The sequence below is a fragment of the Spirillospora sp. NPDC048819 genome (genome assembly GCF_040650055.1).
Taxonomy (GTDB): Bacteria; Actinomycetota; Actinomycetes; order Streptosporangiales; family Streptosporangiaceae; genus Spirillospora.
The window spans coordinates 162,933-180,203 of the sequence record NZ_JBEZGN010000006.1; the positions used below are offsets into that span (position 1 = coordinate 162,933).

Consider the following 17,271-nt stretch of genomic DNA (forward strand, 5'->3'; position numbering starts at 1 on the left):
CGTGAACGAAGCAGACCCGATCACCGTCGCCTGCCTCGATCTCGCCGGGACCACTGTCGCGGACGGCGACATCATCGCCGCCGCCTTCGCCGAGGCGATCGCCGCCCTGGGGATCGTCTCCGGCACGGCGGCGCATGGGCGTGCCCTGGCACGCTTCCACGATTCGCGCGGCGAATCGAAGATCGGCATTTTCCGATCGCTCTTCGACGAGCCCCGCGCCCGGGCCGCGAACCTCGCGTTCGAGCGTTCCTACGGCCAACACGTCGACCGGCACGGCCTGAAGCCCGTGCCCGGCGCCGACCGTGCCCTCGAACGCATCCGGACCGCCGGCATCGGCGTCTGCCTGCTCACCGGTTTCGGCCGCAGCACGCAGGCCCGCGTCCTCGACGCCCTCGGCTGGTGGGACCGCGTCGACCTGACGCTCTGCCCCGAAGACGTCCCCCGCGGCCGCCCGTGGCCCGACATCGTCCTCACCGCCGCCTTGCGCCTCGGCGCGGACGACGTCCGCAATATCGCCGTCTGTGGCGGCACCGCCGCCGGCATGCTGTCCGGCCGCCGATCCGGCGCGTCCATCGTCGCCGGCGTCCTCACCGGCGCCCACGACCGGGACCGCCTTCTCACCGCCGGCGCGACCCACATCCTCCCCAGCGTGGCCGCCCTCCCCGACCTCATTCTCCCGGCCCCCGTCGGTGACGCGGTGACCGCCGACCACAGGTAGGCTTGTGCCGCCGCACGGGGCCTTAGCTCAGTTGGTAGAGCACTGGCTTTGCAAGCCAGGTGTCAGGGGTTCGAATCCCCTAGGCTCCACCCACCAGAAGCCCAGGTCAGAACCGAACTTCCGATCTGGGCTCCCGCCTCTCACGACCTCTTCTTCCGCTTCCGTGCCCGTTGCGTGCCCGCTCCCAAGGTGATCAAGGGGGTTCGCGCACGGCCACCGGTCTGCCCCGACCAGTCGGCTACAGGGCCTGGCAGTGCCGCACTGAGCGACAGGTTTCTGCGGGCTAGTCTCGTGCGGGTGCGACTTGGTCTGATCACGATCGTTGTGGACGACTACGATCAAGCCATCGAGTTCTTCACCGCCGCACTGGGATTCGACCTGGTCGAGGACTCGCCGTCACTGACCAACGACGGCCGGCCGAAACGGTGGGTCGTCGTGCGGCCGCCGGGCGCGGAGACCGGTGTCTTGCTGGCTCGTGCGGATGGCGAGCGCCAGACCGGCGCCGTGGGAAACCAGGTCGCCGGGCGCGTTGGGTTCTTTCTTCAAGTGGACGATTTCGATGCCGCCTATGAACGCATGTTGGGCGCCGGCGTCGACTTCGTGTCCTTGCCGCGCACGGAGGCCTATGGGCGTGTCGCCGTGTTCCTCGATGTCGCCGGCAACCGTTGGGATCTGCTCGGTTCGGCTTGATGGACACGAGCATGCCTGCGGCGGTGGCCTCTGAGGCCGGGGAGCGGGGCCTGGTCTCAACCAGGAAACTGCTGGAGCGGCATGTGTAATTCTCCCTTGTCGGCCTTGACTTGGGGAGCGAGGCTGATCGCATGTGGTGGCTCGTCCTCGGATTCTTGGCCCTTCTGCTCGCTTACGGCGTGGTTTTCGACTGGCGTCTCCGCCGGCGGGGGCATCGGCTGCGAGACGGTGCGGCATTGACGGCCGAGACTCGGGAGAACCGTCGCGACATGCGCGCATGGGACAGAGGCTCGCAAGGACACGGCGGAGCCGATTTGTCTTGGACGGACGAAGCGCGGCGTCGCCGTGACCGATGACTATGGGCGCGGGCCGGCTTGTCAGACGCCGTCAGACTCGGGAGCGGCCGACGTAGAGGTTGCGGGCCCTGTAGTAGGTGTCGGTCGTCGGGCCGGGGGATCCCGACGAGCCCTCCATCTGCAGGTTGATGATGATCCACATCGGGTGGCCGACGAAGTTCGCGCCGCGGTGGCGGCCGACCCATGAGCCGTCCAGGTAGTAGTGGATGTCGACGTCGGTCGCGTTGACCTTGGTGATCCAGGCGCGGTAGCCGTGCCAAGCGCCGGGGTTCGAGACGTTGACGATGGTGCTGGACCACCCGCCGGACGCGTTCCGGTACGTGTTGAACCAGTTGCGCGCGTCGCCCTTGTACTCCAGGATGTCGCTCTCCGGCGGCCAGGAGTCGGCGCCGGTCAGCCAGAACGCGGGCCACGTGCCCCGTGCCGACGGTGCCTGGAACTCTCCCTTCACCTCCCAGTTGGGGAACTGGTCATTGACCAGCACGTGCTGCTTGGCGTGGACGGCGCCGGAGTGGTACCGGATCGGCAGGTGCGGGTCGGCGGAGCTGTTCCCCTCGTCCCAGGTGATGCGGGTCGCCTTGATCGTCAGCACTCCGGGGCTTGCCAGGTAGACGTGGTTGCGGTCGGAGGCGCTGCCGTACATCCGGGCGCTGCCGTTGTGGTCAGAGCCCCAGGGATAGCGGTGGTTCCAGGCCGCCTCCAGCGTCGGATAGCTCGCGAGCGAGCCGTCGATCACCGTCTCCCATGTCGCGGCCGCGGCGGGTCTGGTGAGGCCGAGCGCGGCGGCGGCCGCTCCGGCGCCGCCGGCGATGAGGAGGCTTCGCCGGGTGGGAGTCATGGTCATCGCCTCCGCGGTCCCGTGGTCGTCTGGTCGAGGGTGATCAGGTGCTCGATGCCGCGGGCCGCGAGGTAGGCGGTGTCCGCGGTGCGGCTCTGGAGGACGACGGCGGGCCGCGTCCCCTCGTCGACGAGCTTCATGAACGGGTCGAAGAACGCGCTGAAGTCGGCCACCGGGATCATGTCGTCCGGCAGGACGAGCGCGGTGTCGCGCGGCCGCGGCACCGGCGGGTGGGCGTCGTATTCGGCGATGAGCCTGCGGATCGTCCTGCCGATCGGCTTGAGCCTGCGGTCGTTGGTGAACAGGCCGAGGTCGTATTCGAGGTCGACGTATCCGCTGAGCTTCGGGTTCAGATCGTGCGAGTCCCACCAGGTGACGCCGAAGAGGCCGGCGCAGTCCGCCATCGCGCGGATCGACCGTTCGGTCCAGGGCGGGATGTCGGCGGCGTCCATCCATACGGTCGAGACGCCGGTCTCCTCGATCCACACCTTCCTCCGCAGGTCCGTGTGGAAGGCCTTGATCAGTTCGATGAAGAACTCGGAGTAGTGCGTGGACGACGTCGACAGTGCCCCGTACCGCTGGATCACCCGCGTCCATCCGGCCCAGGTGTGATTGGCGGTCATCGTCCCCGACGTGGCGAGCCCGTGCCGCGTCCAGTAGGCGTCGTTCTGCCACGGCCAGTGGTCGATGCCCGACACGTGGATCTTCCCCGGCGCGACCTTCTCGCAGGTGTCGAACAGGGCGGTGTGCCAGGCGTCGCCCTGTTCGGGGGTGGCGTCCATGCCGAGGGGGATCGCGTACCAGTGGATCTCGTTGGACAGGTCGAATCCCATGAACCTGCGGTGCCGTCCGATTCGTTCGGCGATCCGGCCGAGCAGCCATTGCTCCCGTTCGATCGCGACCGGGTCGGTGAGCACGTTGCGGATCTGGCCGTCGCCGTTGCCGACGAGGAACGGCGGCACGAACAGGACGCCGCTGACCGCGCCGATGAAGACGGTCACCTCCACGTCCAGGTGCCGCCGGTCGGCGAGGTCGAGCAGTTCCTCCAGCCGGTCGAGCTGCTCACCGCGCACATAGGTGGCGTTCGGCTGGAGTTCCGACCAGACCAGCATGATCCGGATGTGGTCCATGCCGAGGGACGCGATGTCGTCGAGGTCGGCCGCGATGGACGTGCGGTCCCAGTCCGACCAGGAGAACCACCAGTTCTTGCTCGGCACGTAGTTCACGCCGAACCGTACGCGGCGGTGCCGGTGGCGGCCTCCCCCGGGCATGAGCGCGGGTTCGGGTGCGTCGGCGCGTGCCTCGGCGGGGTTCAGGAGGGTGGACGCCGCGGCGGCCCCTGCGGTCACGCCGAAGAACTTCCTTCGGTCGATGGGCGTCCGGTCGTGGGCGGCGGGGGGCGATTCGGGCATGGACGGCCCTTCGGAGTTCGTCTCGACCCCCTGGAGCCTAAGAAGATCCCTTTGGTGGGACCAGTGAGCTTTCAGCTTTTTCATCACCGGCCGGGCCGCGGCGCAGGGCGTGCCGGAGCACGCGGGTGGCCGTCGACGGACGCATCAGCGCCGGCGGCGGGTCGATCAGCCCCGCCACCCGGAGGAAGGCGCGGCCGAGGTCGGGGTCCCGGGTGGCGCCGGCGTGGATGCGGTCGATGTACCGCTCGATCAGCCGGGACGGCGCTGGGCGCCGGGTGTCCTGGTAGGCGAGGTCGGCCTGGGTGGACGTCGTCCAGGCGGGGTCGATGATCCGGCCGATGTCGCGCTGGAACCGCGTCGGCCGCGGTGCCGTCCCCCGCCCGAGGTGGCGGCGCAGAGCCAGTGCTTCGAGCGCGGCCACGCTCATGCCCTGGCCGTAGACGGGGTTGAATGCGCAGACCGCGTCCCCGATGACGAGCAGGCCGTCGGGGAGCCTGGGCAGCCGCTCGTACCGGTGGCGGACGCTGGCGGGGAAGCGGAACGAAACGGCGTCGGTCAGCGGCTCGGAGCCCAGCATCACCCGGTGGAGGTCCGGGAAGCGCAGGCCGGCGGCGAAGCCGTCGAAGCCTTCGGGGTCGGTGGCCGGGCGGTCGCCGAGGACGCCGTAGAGGGTGAGCAGGAACTCGCCGCCCTCGGTGGCCAGCAGCGCGCCGCCGCGCGGATGCTCGGGTGTCGCGCCCATGATGACCGCGAGGTCGCCGTTGAGGACGCCGGAGTCGGGGCGGTAGGTGCGGCTGGTGTAGCAGACTCCGATGCGCACCTCGTCCACGGGCGGTCGCGGATGGCCGAGCGCGTCGAGCCACAGGGGCGTCCGCGAGGCCCGTCCCGTGGCGTCGACGACCAGGTCGGCGGGAATGATCTCCTCGGCGGCGCCGTCGATGCGGCGCAACACCCGGGCGCCGGTCACCGTCCCGCCGCCGGGGCTCGCGACCAGCCCGGAGACGTCGCAGCGGTCGAGGACGGTCACGCCGGGCAGCGCGCGGACACGCGTCCGGATGGACGCCTCGAGCATGGGGCGGCTCGCGCACAGCATCGGCAGCCCCGACGGCGCGGGCCGGTAACGGTGTCCGTTGAAGTACAGCCGTGTGTCGCCGAGCATGTCACCGGCCGGTGCCCCGTCCGCCGCGAGTTCGGCGGTGAGCCCCTCGAAGAGTTCCTCCAGCGCCGAGTGGCCGCGGGCGAGCAGTGCGTGGATGTGCCGCCCCTGCGGCACGCCCTGGCGGTGCGCGGGGCCGTCCGGGAGCTCGTCCCGTTCCACGACGACGACTTCGCCGTAGGCGTCGGCGAGGACCCGGGCCGCGAGCAGCCCGGCGATGCTGCCGCCGAGGACGACGGCGCGGTCTCCCAAGATCTTCATGGCAACCTCCTCGGTCTCGCCTGGAGGCTTCCATGGGCCTTTGTCCGGTCACCAGGCCGGTCATTGCTCACTTCTGCTCGGTTCGGCCCAGTTCCCGCTCCCACAGCCAGGAGACGACACGCGAAACGCCCTGGGTGAGGTGGCGGCGGTAGGTACTGAACGGAAGACCGAGGGCGGACGCCGCCGATTCCTGGGTGGCGAACGCCTGGACGTACGTCCGGTCGACGGCCCTGTGCAGCTTGTCGTCGCGTGGATGCTCCGCGAGCGCGTCCACGGCCTCGCGCAGCACCGTTTCGAGGGTGGGCGCGTCGGGCTCGCCGCCGGCGCACCTTTCGGCGACGAGCCGCGTCCGGACGAGGGGGTTCCTGGCGAGCAGGTCGGGGCGCCGGAGGTCGCGCAAGGCCTGGCGGACCGCGGCCACGAAGTCGGGGTGGCTCAGGACGAGAAGCGCGGGCGCGTTCTCGTGCCGCTGCACGGCGGCGTCGTTCGCCAGGGCCCGTTCGGCCCACAGGTCGGTGAGCGCGTCGATGGGGACGGCCCGGAAGTCGTGCGCGAACAGTCCGAAAGCCCGGCCTCCCACGGTGAAATCGGCGCCCCCTGCCCGAGGGAGGCCGGCGGCGGCGAAGTAGTCGTCCCACCGGTCGGGGTCGGCGAGCGTAACGAAGTCCCAGGCCAGGTTCGGGGTGCTCAGCTGCTGCTGCGTGGTGAGGACCGGGGTGGCGTTCAGGGTGGGCGACGGGTCCTGGTACCGCTCGCGGTCGATGATGAAGCGGCACTGGGTGATCGCCTCCCCCGGCCGGGGCGGCGCGGTCCGGTGCGCGAAGTCCCACGCGGCGCGTGCCCCCGGGTCGCCGTCGAGATCGGCGGCCGACGCCCGGGTCAGGTCCACGATGGCCAGCATCCCCCTGATCACGCGGTCGCGGCCGCGGATGACGAAGAAGGCCTCCGGCTGCCGGTCCAGCCACCGCCCGGCGATCGCCGCCGACTCCGTCCCCTCCCGGTCGCGGACCAGGCCGACGATCGCCGCCCGGTCGCCGGGGCCGGCGCGATCGGGGTAGCACTCGCCCCAGGAGTCCCATTCGACCGGCGACATGACGGTCCGCAGATGCCGGAAGAGGAACTTGAGATCGAAGATCACCCGTTGCTGGAGCCGTCCCGTCGTCGACCGCAGCCGCGCCGTGCTGTGCGAGCACACCTCGCGGAAGATCCGCTGGTAGCGCTCGAAGTCGCGCCAGCGCAGGTCGGCGTCCAGGACGTCGCGGGCGAGGTCGTGCGGGAACAGCCCGTCCGGGCCCTCCTGGACGAACGACAGTTCGCGGAGCCAGTCGAAAAGCGCGTCGTCGTCGTCCGGTCCGAGGGTGTCGCGCAGCAGGGCCGCGGTCGTCGTCCTCGCCACCGCGCACACCTGCAGCGCGCGGCGGTGCCGCTCGCTCGGGACCGCCTCGACGAACCGCCGGAGAAGGGCCTCGACCACATCCGGCGTCAGCGGACCGGAACCCACATGACCACCGCGGACGGCGATGTCGGCCGCCAGGGAGAGCGCGAGCGGATGCCCGTACGTCGCCCGCAGGATCGGCTGGTGCAGCGTCCCGTCCACGCCGCGCGCGGACAGGTACGCGCGGCTGTCGTCCGGGTCGAGGTTGCGCAGCGAGACGACCCGGAGCAGCTCGCCCCACGCCGCGTCGGCCCGCCACTCCGCGGTCGGGGGCTCACGCCCGGCCAGGACGGTGATCGCCGAGTTCGGCAGCCGGGGAATCAGGCCGGTCCTGAACCAGTCGTCGAGCGGCCCGAGCAGTTCGTAGCCGTCGACCAGGACCACCACGCGTCCGGTGCCCGCACGCACCCCGATGGGGGCGTCCCCTGCCGGGATCAGCAGCTTCTCACCCAGGGCCTCGCACACGGCGGCGGGCGACGGGTCGAGGTCGCGCCCGTCGAGCCGGACGACACACGCCCCCGCATCGGCGGCGACCCGCCCCACAGCGTCGAGCAGGCTGCTCTTGCCGATCCCGCCGGGCCCGTGGACGTGCCACACGGAGAACATCGGGGCGGTGGCTTCGAGCGCGGACCGGAACAGGTCGATCTCGGACGCCCGCCCGGTGAACGTCCGCCGGCGCCTGCCCGCCAGCACGTCGCCGAGCGTCTTCTCGTGCGGCCTTCCCGCGCCCGTCACGCAGCCAACGATAGCCACGCGCGGCGCCGGTGACTGCGTCAGCCGCCCTCCCGTTCACCGCCGGGGTCGGCCATGGTCTCGTCCAGCAAGGCCTCGCCTTCACCGGCCTGCCCCCCCGCTGTACCGGCGCGGCGCCGAGGAAGCCGGCGGCCCGGGTCAGATGCGCTCGATGACGATGTCCGCGTTGTCGAGGGTCGCGGCGTAGGCGGCCAGGTCCCCGGGGTCGCTGGTGACGATGAGGGCGGGGAGGTGCAGCGCGGCGGTCACCACGACGAGCGCGTCCACGGCGTCAGGGCGCTTCCCACCCGGGGGCACCGCCTTGGCGAGCATCGCACCGGCTCGCTTGTACGAGTCCAGAGTGGTGGCCTTCGAGCAGGCCACGCACCCCGCATTCGCAGCGTACTTCCCCTGGACAGGCGCTGCGGCACCTCGCGCCTGGGGGACGGTGCAGTCTCGAAGGAATCCACTGAACGCGTGGACGGTCTTGGGGTCGGGCCGCCATGCCTGTGCCAGGACCGGACCGATGATGACGGGCCTGTGAGGCGCGGTGCGCAGGCCATGGTGGAGTACCAGAGCTACCCTGTCGCCGCTCAGCATTGCGAGCAGCATGCCGGCGTCGTATACGACGGTACGGGCGCTCACGCGACGTCCGCGCTGCCCGAGCCGAGTGCCGAGGAGAGGATCCTGCGGACCTGCGCTTGCTCTTCGGACGTCAGTTCCTCGAACGCGGGCGGGCTGGATGGCTGGATCGCCTCATCCAGCGCCGCGGCGTTGTCGGTGTCCAATGGTCCGAACACGGCCGCCGCCGCGTCGTCCGCGGCCATCTGAGCCGTGGCGGCGGCGACCAGGTAGCCGGAGACGTCCATGTCGGCGGCTTCGGCGTGGATCTTGATCGCCGCGTGAACCTGTGGATCCGCCGAAATGCTGAACCTCATGTTCGCCATGACCCCAACGTAACATGCCGTATGACGATGGCTTGTGCGGGCTGAGCGGCATCTAGATCGGCCGGGCGGGTTCGGGGGTGGGGTCGCGGCGCCATAGGGATCGGTAGGTGCCGGGGCGGGAGAGCAGGTCGGCGTGGGTGCCGCGGTCGGCGACCCGGCCCTCGTCGAGCACGATGATCTCGTCGACGGCGTCCAGGCCGGCGAGGCGGTGGGTGACCAGCAGCGTCGTCCGGCCCTCGGTGGCGGTGAGGAGGTCGGCGGTGAGGGCGTCGGCGGTCGCGACGTCGAGGTGCTCGGCGGGTTCGTCCAGCAGCAGGATCGGGAAGTCGGCGAGGAGGGCGCGGGCCAGGGCGATGCGCTGGCGCTGGCCGCCGGAGACCTGGGCGCCGTGCTCGCCGACGTGGGTGTCGAGGCCCCGAGGCAGGGCGTCGACCCAGTCGAGGAGACGTGCGCGGCGCAGGGCGTCACGGATCTCGGCGTCGGTGGCGGAGGGACGGGCCAGGCGGACGTTCTCGCCGATCGTCGAGTCGAACAGGTGGGCGTCCTGAGCGCAGAGACCGATGACCTGGCGGACGTCGTCGCCGGTGAGGGCGCGGAGGTCCACGCCGTTGAGCGTCGCCGTGCCTCCGGCAGGTTCCAGGAAGCGCAGGAGGACGGCGGTGAGCGTCGTCTTGCCGGAACCGCTCGGCCCGACGATCGCGCAGCGGCGGCCTGGCGTCAGGTCCAGGGAGATGCCGTCGAGGGCGTACGGTCCGGTGGGCGTCCACCTGGCTCGCAGGTTCTCCACCGAGAGGGTGTAGGGGGCCGCAGGCGGTGGTGTGGGGTCGGCCGGGTCGCTGACAGGTTCGGGGCTGTCCAGGACGGCGAAGATGCGCGTGGCCGAACGGCGGACACGTTCCATGTACTGGGCGGCCAAGGGCAGCCCGGCCACGACCTCGAACGCGGCCAGCGGCAGCAGGACGACCACGGCGAGCAGCACCCCGTCGAGCGTCCCGGAGCGGACGGCCGGGACTCCCACGGCGAGGCCGCCCCACACGGCCAGGCCTCCGGCGAGGGCGGAGATGGCCGCTCCCGCGCCCGCGGTGGCGGCGGAACGCGCTGTGGCGCGGGTGAAATCGCCGTCCAGCCGGGTGGCTTCGGCGAGTTGGGCGGGGGCGGCGCCGTAGGCGATGAGTTCGGGTGCGCCCTGGAGGGTGTCGACCACGTGGGAGGTGAGTTCGCCGCGCAGGTCGGTCGTCTGCCGCTCGGCGCGCCGTGCCATGGCGGCCGACAACCAGGGTGCGACGACGCCTGCGAGCAGCAACGCGAACAGGAGGACGGCCCCGGCCGAGGGGAGCAGCGCCCAGGCGATACCGACGGAAGCGCCACCGACGACGGCGGCGACCGTGCAGGGCAGCAGGACCCGGAGGAAGAGGTCCTGGACGGCGTCGACGTCGGCGACGAGCCGGTTCAGGAGGTCGCCGCCGCGGAAGGAGGGAAGCCCGCCGGGCGTGAGCCGTTCCAGCCGTTCGTACACGCGCGCGCGCAGATCGGCGAGGATCCGGAACGTCGCGTCGTGCCCGGCGAGGCGCTCGATGTAGCGGAACACGCCGCGTCCCAGCCCGAACGCGCGGACGGCCACGATCGCGACCATGAGCGTCAGCACCGGCGGATGCTGCGCGGCGCGCGAGATGAGCCACGCCGAGGTCGCCATGAGCCCGACGCCGCTGCCCAGCGCCAGCACCCCGAACACCACGGCGATGACGAGCCGTCCGCGAGCCGGCCGGGCGAATCTGAGGAGCCGGAGAATCATGCCGCCACCGCCACGGGTCGGGCCGCCCGGTCTGCCGGGGCGTTCATGGATGGACGTTGCGTGAGCGCCCCGGTGTGAGAGTCCGCCTTGCGGCGGATGGCCGGGGCGGTCATGCCGCCACCGTCGCGGGTTCGAGGTGGACGACGCGGTCGGCCAGGGTGGTGAGGGCCGGGCGGTGGGCGACGATGATCACGGTGCGGGTGGCCGCCAGGCGGCGGACGGCGTCGATGACGGCGGCCTCGCTCTCCGCGTCGAGGTTCGAGGTCGGCTCGTCCAGCAGGAGGAGCGGCGCGTCCCGGAGGAACGCGCGGGCGAGGGCGATGCGCTGGCGCTGGCCGGCGGACAGGCCGAGTCCCCGCTCGCCGAGGGGCGCGTCGAGGCCGCGGGGCAGGGCGTCGACGAAATCCAGCGCGTTGGCGGCGTCCGCGGCGGCCCGGACGTCGGCGTCGGAGGCGTCCGGGCGGCCGAGGCGGATGTTGGCGGCGACCGTCCCGGCGAACAGGTGGGGACGCTGCGGCACCCACGCGATGCGGGCGCGCCAGGCGTCCGGGTCGAGGTCGCCGAGGTCGTCCCAGTCGGCCAGGACGCGGCCGGAGTCGGGCCGGACGAAGCCGAGGAGCACGGCGAGGACGGTGGACTTGCCGGCTCCGCTCGGCCCGGTGAGCGCGACGGTCTCCCCCGGGTGGATGGTGAGGGAGAAGCCGTCGAGGGCGGGGACGTCGCGTCCGTCGTAGGCGACGGTCACGCCGTCCAGGCGGAGCGTGGCGTGGGCCGGGTCGGGGACGTCGGTGCGCGTGCCGGAGGGTGGCGGCGGCGTCTCGATCACCTCGAAGATCCGTCCGGCGGCGGTGAGGCCCTCGACGCTCGCGTGGTACTGCGCGCCGACCTGCCGCAGCGGGAGGTACGCCTCCGGCGCGAGGATCAGGACGAGCAGGGCGGTCTCCAGCCCCATGCCGCCCTCGACGAGGCGCAGCCCGATGGAGACGGCGACGAGGGCGACGGAGATCGTCGACAGCAGTTCCAGGACGAGGGCCGACAGGAACGCGATCCGCAGCGTCGACATGGTGGCCCGCCGGTGCCGGTCGGTGACGTCGCGGATCTTCGCGGCCTGCGCCCGCGCCCGGCCGAAGATCTTCAGGGTGGGCAGCCCGGCGACGACGTCCAGGAAATGGGCGGCGAGGACGGACAGCGTCCGCCACTGCCGGTCCATCTTCCGCTGGGTGGTGAGGCCGACGAGGATCGCGAAGATCGGGATGAGCGGCAGCGTCACCGCGATCGTCACGGCCGACAGCCAGTCGCCGAACAGGATCCGCGCGCCGACGGCGGCCGGGACGATCACGGCGAGCACGAGCTGCGGGAGGTAGCGGGAGAAGTAGTCGTCCAGCGCGTCGATGCCGCGGGTGGCGAGCGTGGCCAGTTCCCCGCTGCGTTCGCCGGACAGCCAGCGCGGGCCGAGCAGCAGGGAGTGTGCGAGCAGCCGGCCGCGCAGCTGCGACTTGACCGCGGCGGACGAGCGGTGCGCCGCGACCTCCTGCAGCCACGCCACGAGGGTCCGCCCGGCGACGACGGCGAGCAGGAGCAGCATCGGGGTGCGCAGGCTCGCGAGGGACGCGCCGCCGAGGAACGCCCGCGTGAGCATGTCGGCGAGCAGCGTCGCCTGCGCGATGATCAGCCCGGCGGTGGCGGTGCCGAGCGCCACCGACGACAGGAGGAAGATCCGTGTCGTCCGGGCGTACTTCAGCAGCCGGGGGTCGAGGGGCTTCATCCGGCCGCCTCGGATTCGCGGACCGGGATGTGGGACGTGCCGATGCGCTTGCGGAACACCCAGTACGACCAGCCCTGGTAGATCAGCACGATCGGGGTGAACACCGCCGCGACCCACGTCATGATCTTCAGCGTGTACGGGGAGGAGGAGGCGTTCTCGGTGGTCAGGCTGCTCGCGGCGCCGAGGGTGGACGGCATGACGTCCGGGAACAGCGAGGTGAACAGGGTCGCGACGGCGAGCACGATGGCGGTTCCGGTGCCGATGAACGCCCAGCCTTCGCGTCCCCGCGCGTTGGCGAGGGCGGCCGCGACCAGCCCGGCGGCGGCGCCCCCGGCGGTCAGCCAGGTCACGGGCTTGCCGTGCTCGATCTGGGTGATCAGCAGGAAGCTCCCGCCGGCGGCGATCGCCGCGACGGCGGCGACGCTCGCGACGCGGCGGGCCTGGACGCGGATGTCCCCGGACGTCTTGAGCGCGAGGAACACCGCCCCGTGCAGGACGAACAAGATCATCGTGGTGAGCCCGCCGAGCAGCGCGTACGGGTTGAGCAGGCCGGCGAGCGTCCCGGTGAACTCGTGGCCGGCGTCGAGCGGCACGCCGCGCACGATGTTCGCGAACGCGACGCCCCACAGGAACGCGGGGACGAGGCTGCCCCAGAAGATCGCCTTGTCCCAGCGGGCGCGCCACCGCGCGTCGTCGCGCTTGCCGCGGTACTCGAACGCGACACCGCGGATGATCAGCGCGAGCAGGATGAGCAGCAGCGGCAGGTAGAAGCCGCTGAACAGGGTGGCGTACCACTCGGGGAACGCGGCGAACATGGCGGCGCCGGCGACGATGAACCACACCTCGTTGCCGTCCCAGACGGGCCCGATGGTGTTGATGACGACGCGGCGTTCGACGTCGTCGCGGCCTAGGACCGGCAGGAGCATGCCGACGCCGAAGTCGAATCCCTCCAGGAAGAAGTAGCTCGTCCACAGGAAGGCGATGATGATGAACCAGACGGTGGTGAGTTCCATGACCGGCCGCCCTCTCAGTAGGCGAACGCGAGCGAGCGCTCGGAGTCGGAGTCGGTGTCGTCGTCGTCGGAGGACGCGGAGGGCAGGACCTCGTCCTCCGAGGGCGGCCCGGCCTTGGCGTACTTGAGCATCAGCCCGGCTTCGATGACCATCAGGACGCCGTACAGCGCGGTCAGCGAGACCACGGAGATGAGCATCGAGCCGGCGCCGACGCCCGGGGAGACGCTCTCCGACGTCTTCATGACGCCGAAGACCGACCAGGGCTGCCGTCCCATCTCGGTGAAGATCCATCCGGCGGAGTTGGCGATGAACGGGAGCGTCAGCGACAGCATGCCGATCCGGTACGCCCAGCGGCTCCCCGGCAGGCGCCCGCGGCGCAGCAGCCACAGCCCGCCCAGCGAGATCAGCGCGGTGAGGAACCCGGCCCCGACCATGATCCGGAAGTTCCAGTAGATGACGGGGATCGCCGGCCGGTAGTCGCCGGGCCCGTAGGCGGCCTCGGCGTCGGCCTGGAGGTCGTTGATGCCCTGGACCTCGCCGTCGAAGTTTCCGGTGGCGAGGAACGACAGGACGGCCGGCACCTTGATCCCAAAGATCTCCTCGTCGCCGTCCAGCGTGCCGATGGTGAACACGGAGAGCCCGGCGGGCTGCTCGGTCTCGTAGATCGCCTCGGCGGCGGCCATCTTCATCGGCTGCTGCTCGGTCATGACCTTGCCGAGCTGGTCGCCGCTGATGACGACGCCCATCGAGGCGACCGCGGTCACGGCCAGCGCCAGCTTCAGCGACGGGCGGAACACCTCGACGTTCTTGCGGCGGGCCAGGTGCCAGGCGCTGACGCCGGCCATGAACAGGCCGCCGGTGACGAACGCGGCGGTGACCGTGTGCGGGAACGCGGCGAGGTGCGTCGGGTTCGTCAGGACGGCCCAGAAGTCGGTGAGGACGGCCCGTCCCGTCTCCTCGTCGATGCGGTAGCCGACGGGGTGCTGCATCCAGGAGTTCGCGGCGAGGATGAAGAACGCCGACAGCACGGTGCCGAGGGAGACCAGCCACATGCACATGACGTGGAGCACCTTGGGCAGCCGGTCCCAGCCGAAGATCCACAGCCCGAGGAAGGTCGACTCGACGAAGAACGCGAGCAGCCCCTCGATGGCGAGCGGCGCGCCGAAGACGTCGCCGACGAACCTGGAGTAGTCACTCCAGTTCATGCCGAACTGGAACTCCTGCACGATCCCGGTGACGATGCCCATCGCGAAGTTGATCAGGAAGAGCTTGCCCCAGAACTTGGTGGCGCGGAGGTAGGCCGTCTTGCCGGTCCGGATCCACGCCGTCTCCAGGCCCGCGACCAGCGCGGACAGCCCGATCGTCAGCGGGACGAACAGGAAGTGGTACACGGTGGTGATGCCGAACTGCCACCGTGCGATGTCGACAGGATCCATGGGCGGGGGCCTCTCCGACTATCTACTACAAGCTGTAGTACTACATCCTGTCAGACATACTACGAGCTGTAGTACTACGGAGAGTCGTTGAGTGCGTCACACACCCCCGGGACGCCGGAGCGCCCCCGGCCGGGACCCCGTCAGTAGTGGAAGGCGGAAGCGATCTTGGCGCCCTTGGTGCCCAGGTTGACGACGGGTGCGCCGCCGGACGGGACGTTCCGGCACCACGAGCCGCCGTAGCCGTCCGGGAACATGAACACCCCCCACACGGTCAGCCAGTCCTCGACCGCGCCGGTCCCCGGGTCGACCACCGGCTCCGTGACGGGGACGACGCGGCGCTGGACGATGTAGTTCTCCTTCAGGCAGTCGGAGACCGTCTCGGCCCATTCGCGATCGGTCTGGTCCCAGCCGACGCGGATGCCCTGGCCGGACAGCCCCGAGAACGGCTTGAGGATCATGTGCTCCCGTTCGGCGCGGACGCGGTCGGCCAGGTCCGGGGTGAGGGTCCGCGTCCACGGCAGGATCCGGTCGATGAGGGCGTTCTCCTCCGGCGACAGGTCCGCCCGCATGTCCGGGTCGGAGACCAGGGGCAGGCAGCTCTTGTAGGAGAACATGTTCGACGTCAGGGGCGTCCACATGGCGACCTTGCCGTCCCGGTGGGCGCGCATGACGGTCTCGGCGGGCTCCGCGTTGCGCGGGTCCCGCGCGATCTGGTTGGACGAGAAGTACCGCAGGACGAGGTCGATCGGACGGTCGCGCAGGAACAGCCGCCCGTTCTTCAGGTGCACCTGGTCGAGTTCGCCGTAGTGCAGTTCGATGCCGTGGCGTCCCATCGACTCCTGGAAGGAACGGTGGAGCGACTCGTACGCCGCGATGCCGCCGAGGCCCTCCACGGTGGCGACGACCGGCGCCTCCTTCTGGGTGGCCTCGACGAAGTGTCGGGCCAGGGCGGCGGGGGTGTCGACGGTGGAGAGGCCGTGCTCGTCGGCGAACTCCGCGAACTCCTTGTGGGCGAGCAGGCCCCGGTTGATCTCGCTGACGTCGACCCCGCCGAGCTCGCTGCCGAGGTTGAACTCCAGGAGACGGAACTGCGAGCCGTCGTCGTACAGGTCGGCTCGCCCGCACAGGACGGGGTCGCCGCCGAAGGCCGTCATCAGCTCGGTGCGCCGTTCGTCCGCGCCGATGGCGGTGCAGAACTTGCGGCGGTCGCCGTCGAAGAGCCGGTCCGGCAGCGCGGCCATCAGCGTGAACAGCGCGGTCAGGTCGCCGGCGGCGCGGCGGATCCGGGCCTCCTCGGAGAACAGCGGGCGGGGCAGCAGATGCTTCCGCCAGGCCCCGGCGAGCGAGGGCGGCAGTTCGGCGTCCGCCATGACGGTGCGCAGCCGCCGGCTCTCCGCGGCGCGCTCGACGTACTTTCCGGTGACGGTCACTTGGCCGACTCCACCGGGTCGGGGTCGACGATCAGATCGTTCTCGATCTTCCGGATGGTCTCGCGGTCGGCGTAAATCTGCTCCGCGTCCTCGTGGGCGAGGATGATGTAGCCCATCGTCATGCTGGCGAACAGGTCCGTGCTGGCGTCCACGTGGTCGCCGGTGCCGACCACGTGCACCGGGGAGTGGTAGCTCGGCAGGTCACGGGCCTGGTCGTAGATCTCCGCGTTGCGGACGATCCCGGTGGAGTGCGACATCAGGAACACCGCCATGACGTTGCGCCGCAGGGTGTAGCCGGGCGGCATCTGCGGGCCGAGACCGCGGCACACGTCCACGATCCGGGTGACCTGGCTCTCCCCCGTGGCGATCTCCGTCACCGCGGGGTTGCCCGCGCCGGCCAGCCGCGCGTTGACCTCCAGCAGCCGCGGGCCGTCGGGGGTCATCATGATCTCGGTGTGCGCCGCCCAGTTGCGCAGGCCCACCGCGTCCAGCGCGCCGAGCCCGTAGTCGATCAGCTCGCCGTAGGCGTCGGTGTCGTAGGGGAGCCACTCCACGCAGTCGTACACCGCGATGCCCTCGCCGAACGGCACCCGCTTGTACTTGATCATGTCGGTGATCGAGTGCCGGCCGTCGTGGCTGACGGTGTCGATGGCGTACTCGGTGCCGGTCATCATCTCCTGGACGAGCACCTCCTCGGCCAGCACGTCCAGCTTGTCGCGGGTGCCGAGCATCGCGCCGAACAGCTCGCGCCAGCCCTGCCCGCCGGGCGCGCGGCTCACCCCGACGGTGCCGGCGCTGGTCGGCGGCTTGACGACGAGGTCCCGGCCGGCGAGCCCCTCGCGCTCGATCCACGCGGCGACCTCCTCGGGGTCGGTCGTGGAGATCTGCCGGGGGACGGGCAGCCCGGCGTCGGTGAGCGCCTGATGCATGAGGTACTTGTGCCGCCGGGCGTCGACGAGGTCGGCGACGTTGGAGAACTCGGGCGCGAGCGCGTCCGAGCACTCCTGCGCGAGCCGCAGCGCCGCCTCGACGCCGGGGATGACCGCGATCGGCTTCAGCCCGCCGAGCCGCGCGACGGTCTCGGCCATGTCGCCGTGGTGGTTGATGACCGCGTCGTAGTTGCCGGGGTCGTGCGAGGAGTGCAGCGGCGCCAGCGAGGGCCCCGTGTAGTCCATCACGGCCACCGGGCTGAACCCCGCCTCCCGCAGCGCGGGGGCGACCATCGCCGCCGAGGTGAAGGGCCGCACGATCGCCACGACTGGTCTGTTCATGATGTTCACCCTTGTCTCC

The 17,271-nt window shown here is 71.1% G+C and carries 14 protein-coding genes and 1 tRNA gene; 3 read left to right on the forward strand and 12 right to left on the reverse strand.

All coding sequences use genetic code 11. From position 1 onward, the window contains the following. Position 1 precedes the first annotated feature (1 nt). From AB0C35_RS11535 to AB0C35_RS11545, 3 genes are all read left to right on the forward strand, one after another. Complete coding sequence (locus AB0C35_RS11535) at positions 2-718, forward strand: HAD family hydrolase (RefSeq protein ID WP_358453365.1); 717 nt, start codon at positions 2-4, stop codon at positions 716-718. A gap of 16 nt (positions 719-734) precedes the next feature. After that, positions 735-807, forward strand: a tRNA-Ala gene (locus tag AB0C35_RS11540). A gap of 208 nt (positions 808-1,015) precedes the next feature. Beyond that, complete coding sequence (locus tag AB0C35_RS11545) at positions 1,016-1,408, forward strand: VOC family protein (RefSeq protein ID WP_358453367.1); 393 nt, start codon at positions 1,016-1,018, stop codon at positions 1,406-1,408. 387 nt (positions 1,409-1,795) lie between these two features. On the opposite strand, the gene AB0C35_RS11550 is transcribed toward AB0C35_RS11545, so the two are convergent. From AB0C35_RS11550 to AB0C35_RS11605, 12 genes are all read right to left on the reverse strand, one after another. After that, the gene (locus AB0C35_RS11550) at positions 1,796-2,608 is read right to left on the reverse strand and encodes a family 16 glycosylhydrolase (RefSeq protein WP_358453370.1); all 813 of its coding nucleotides are present in this window, start codon (positions 2,606-2,608) and stop codon (positions 1,796-1,798) included. Beyond that, a complete protein-coding gene (locus AB0C35_RS11555) occupies positions 2,605-4,014 on the reverse strand; it encodes a hypothetical protein (RefSeq protein WP_358453372.1) in 1,410 nt (469 codons plus the stop codon). Before AB0C35_RS11555 ends, AB0C35_RS11550 begins: the two co-directional genes overlap by 4 nt. Positions 4,015-4,051: 37 nt before the next feature. Further along, positions 4,052-5,431, reverse strand: coding sequence for an FAD-binding monooxygenase (locus AB0C35_RS11560; protein ID WP_358453374.1), 1,380 nt, complete (start codon positions 5,429-5,431; stop codon positions 4,052-4,054). A 67-nt stretch (positions 5,432-5,498) separates the two neighbouring features. Continuing rightward, complete coding sequence (locus tag AB0C35_RS11565) at positions 5,499-7,601, reverse strand: ATP-binding protein (RefSeq protein WP_358453377.1); 2,103 nt, start codon at positions 7,599-7,601, stop codon at positions 5,499-5,501. A gap of 156 nt (positions 7,602-7,757) precedes the next feature. Beyond that, on the reverse strand, positions 7,758-7,982 hold the full coding sequence (locus AB0C35_RS11570) for a hypothetical protein (protein ID WP_358453380.1): 225 nt from the start codon (positions 7,980-7,982) through the stop codon (positions 7,758-7,760). A 257-nt stretch (positions 7,983-8,239) separates the two neighbouring features. Next, entirely contained in the window at positions 8,240-8,545 is a 306-nt protein-coding gene (locus AB0C35_RS11575; RefSeq protein ID WP_358453382.1) for a hypothetical protein, read from the reverse strand. 52 nt (positions 8,546-8,597) lie between these two features. Then, positions 8,598-10,337: a thiol reductant ABC exporter subunit CydC gene (gene cydC, locus AB0C35_RS11580; protein WP_358453385.1), complete on the reverse strand. Its 1,740-nt coding sequence runs from the start codon at positions 10,335-10,337 to the stop codon at positions 8,598-8,600. A 109-nt stretch (positions 10,338-10,446) separates the two neighbouring features. Further along, positions 10,447-12,102, reverse strand: coding sequence for a thiol reductant ABC exporter subunit CydD (gene cydD / locus AB0C35_RS11585; protein ID WP_358453388.1), 1,656 nt, complete (start codon positions 12,100-12,102; stop codon positions 10,447-10,449). Next, positions 12,099-13,115, reverse strand: coding sequence for a cytochrome d ubiquinol oxidase subunit II (cydB, locus tag AB0C35_RS11590; protein ID WP_358453391.1), 1,017 nt, complete (start codon positions 13,113-13,115; stop codon positions 12,099-12,101). Before cydB ends, cydD begins: the two co-directional genes overlap by 4 nt. 14 nt (positions 13,116-13,129) lie before the next feature. Continuing rightward, positions 13,130-14,551, reverse strand: a complete 1,422-nt coding sequence (locus tag AB0C35_RS11595; RefSeq protein ID WP_358453393.1) for a cytochrome ubiquinol oxidase subunit I — start codon at positions 14,549-14,551, stop codon at positions 13,130-13,132. Positions 14,552-14,691: 140 nt separating this feature from the next. After that, a complete protein-coding gene (locus AB0C35_RS11600; RefSeq protein ID WP_358453396.1) occupies positions 14,692-15,981 on the reverse strand; it encodes a hypothetical protein in 1,290 nt (429 codons plus the stop codon). Next, the gene (locus tag AB0C35_RS11605) at positions 15,978-17,252 is read right to left on the reverse strand and encodes an ATP-grasp domain-containing protein (protein ID WP_358453399.1); all 1,275 of its coding nucleotides are present in this window, start codon (positions 17,250-17,252) and stop codon (positions 15,978-15,980) included. Before AB0C35_RS11605 ends, AB0C35_RS11600 begins: the two co-directional genes overlap by 4 nt. Positions 17,253-17,271 lie beyond the last annotated feature (19 nt).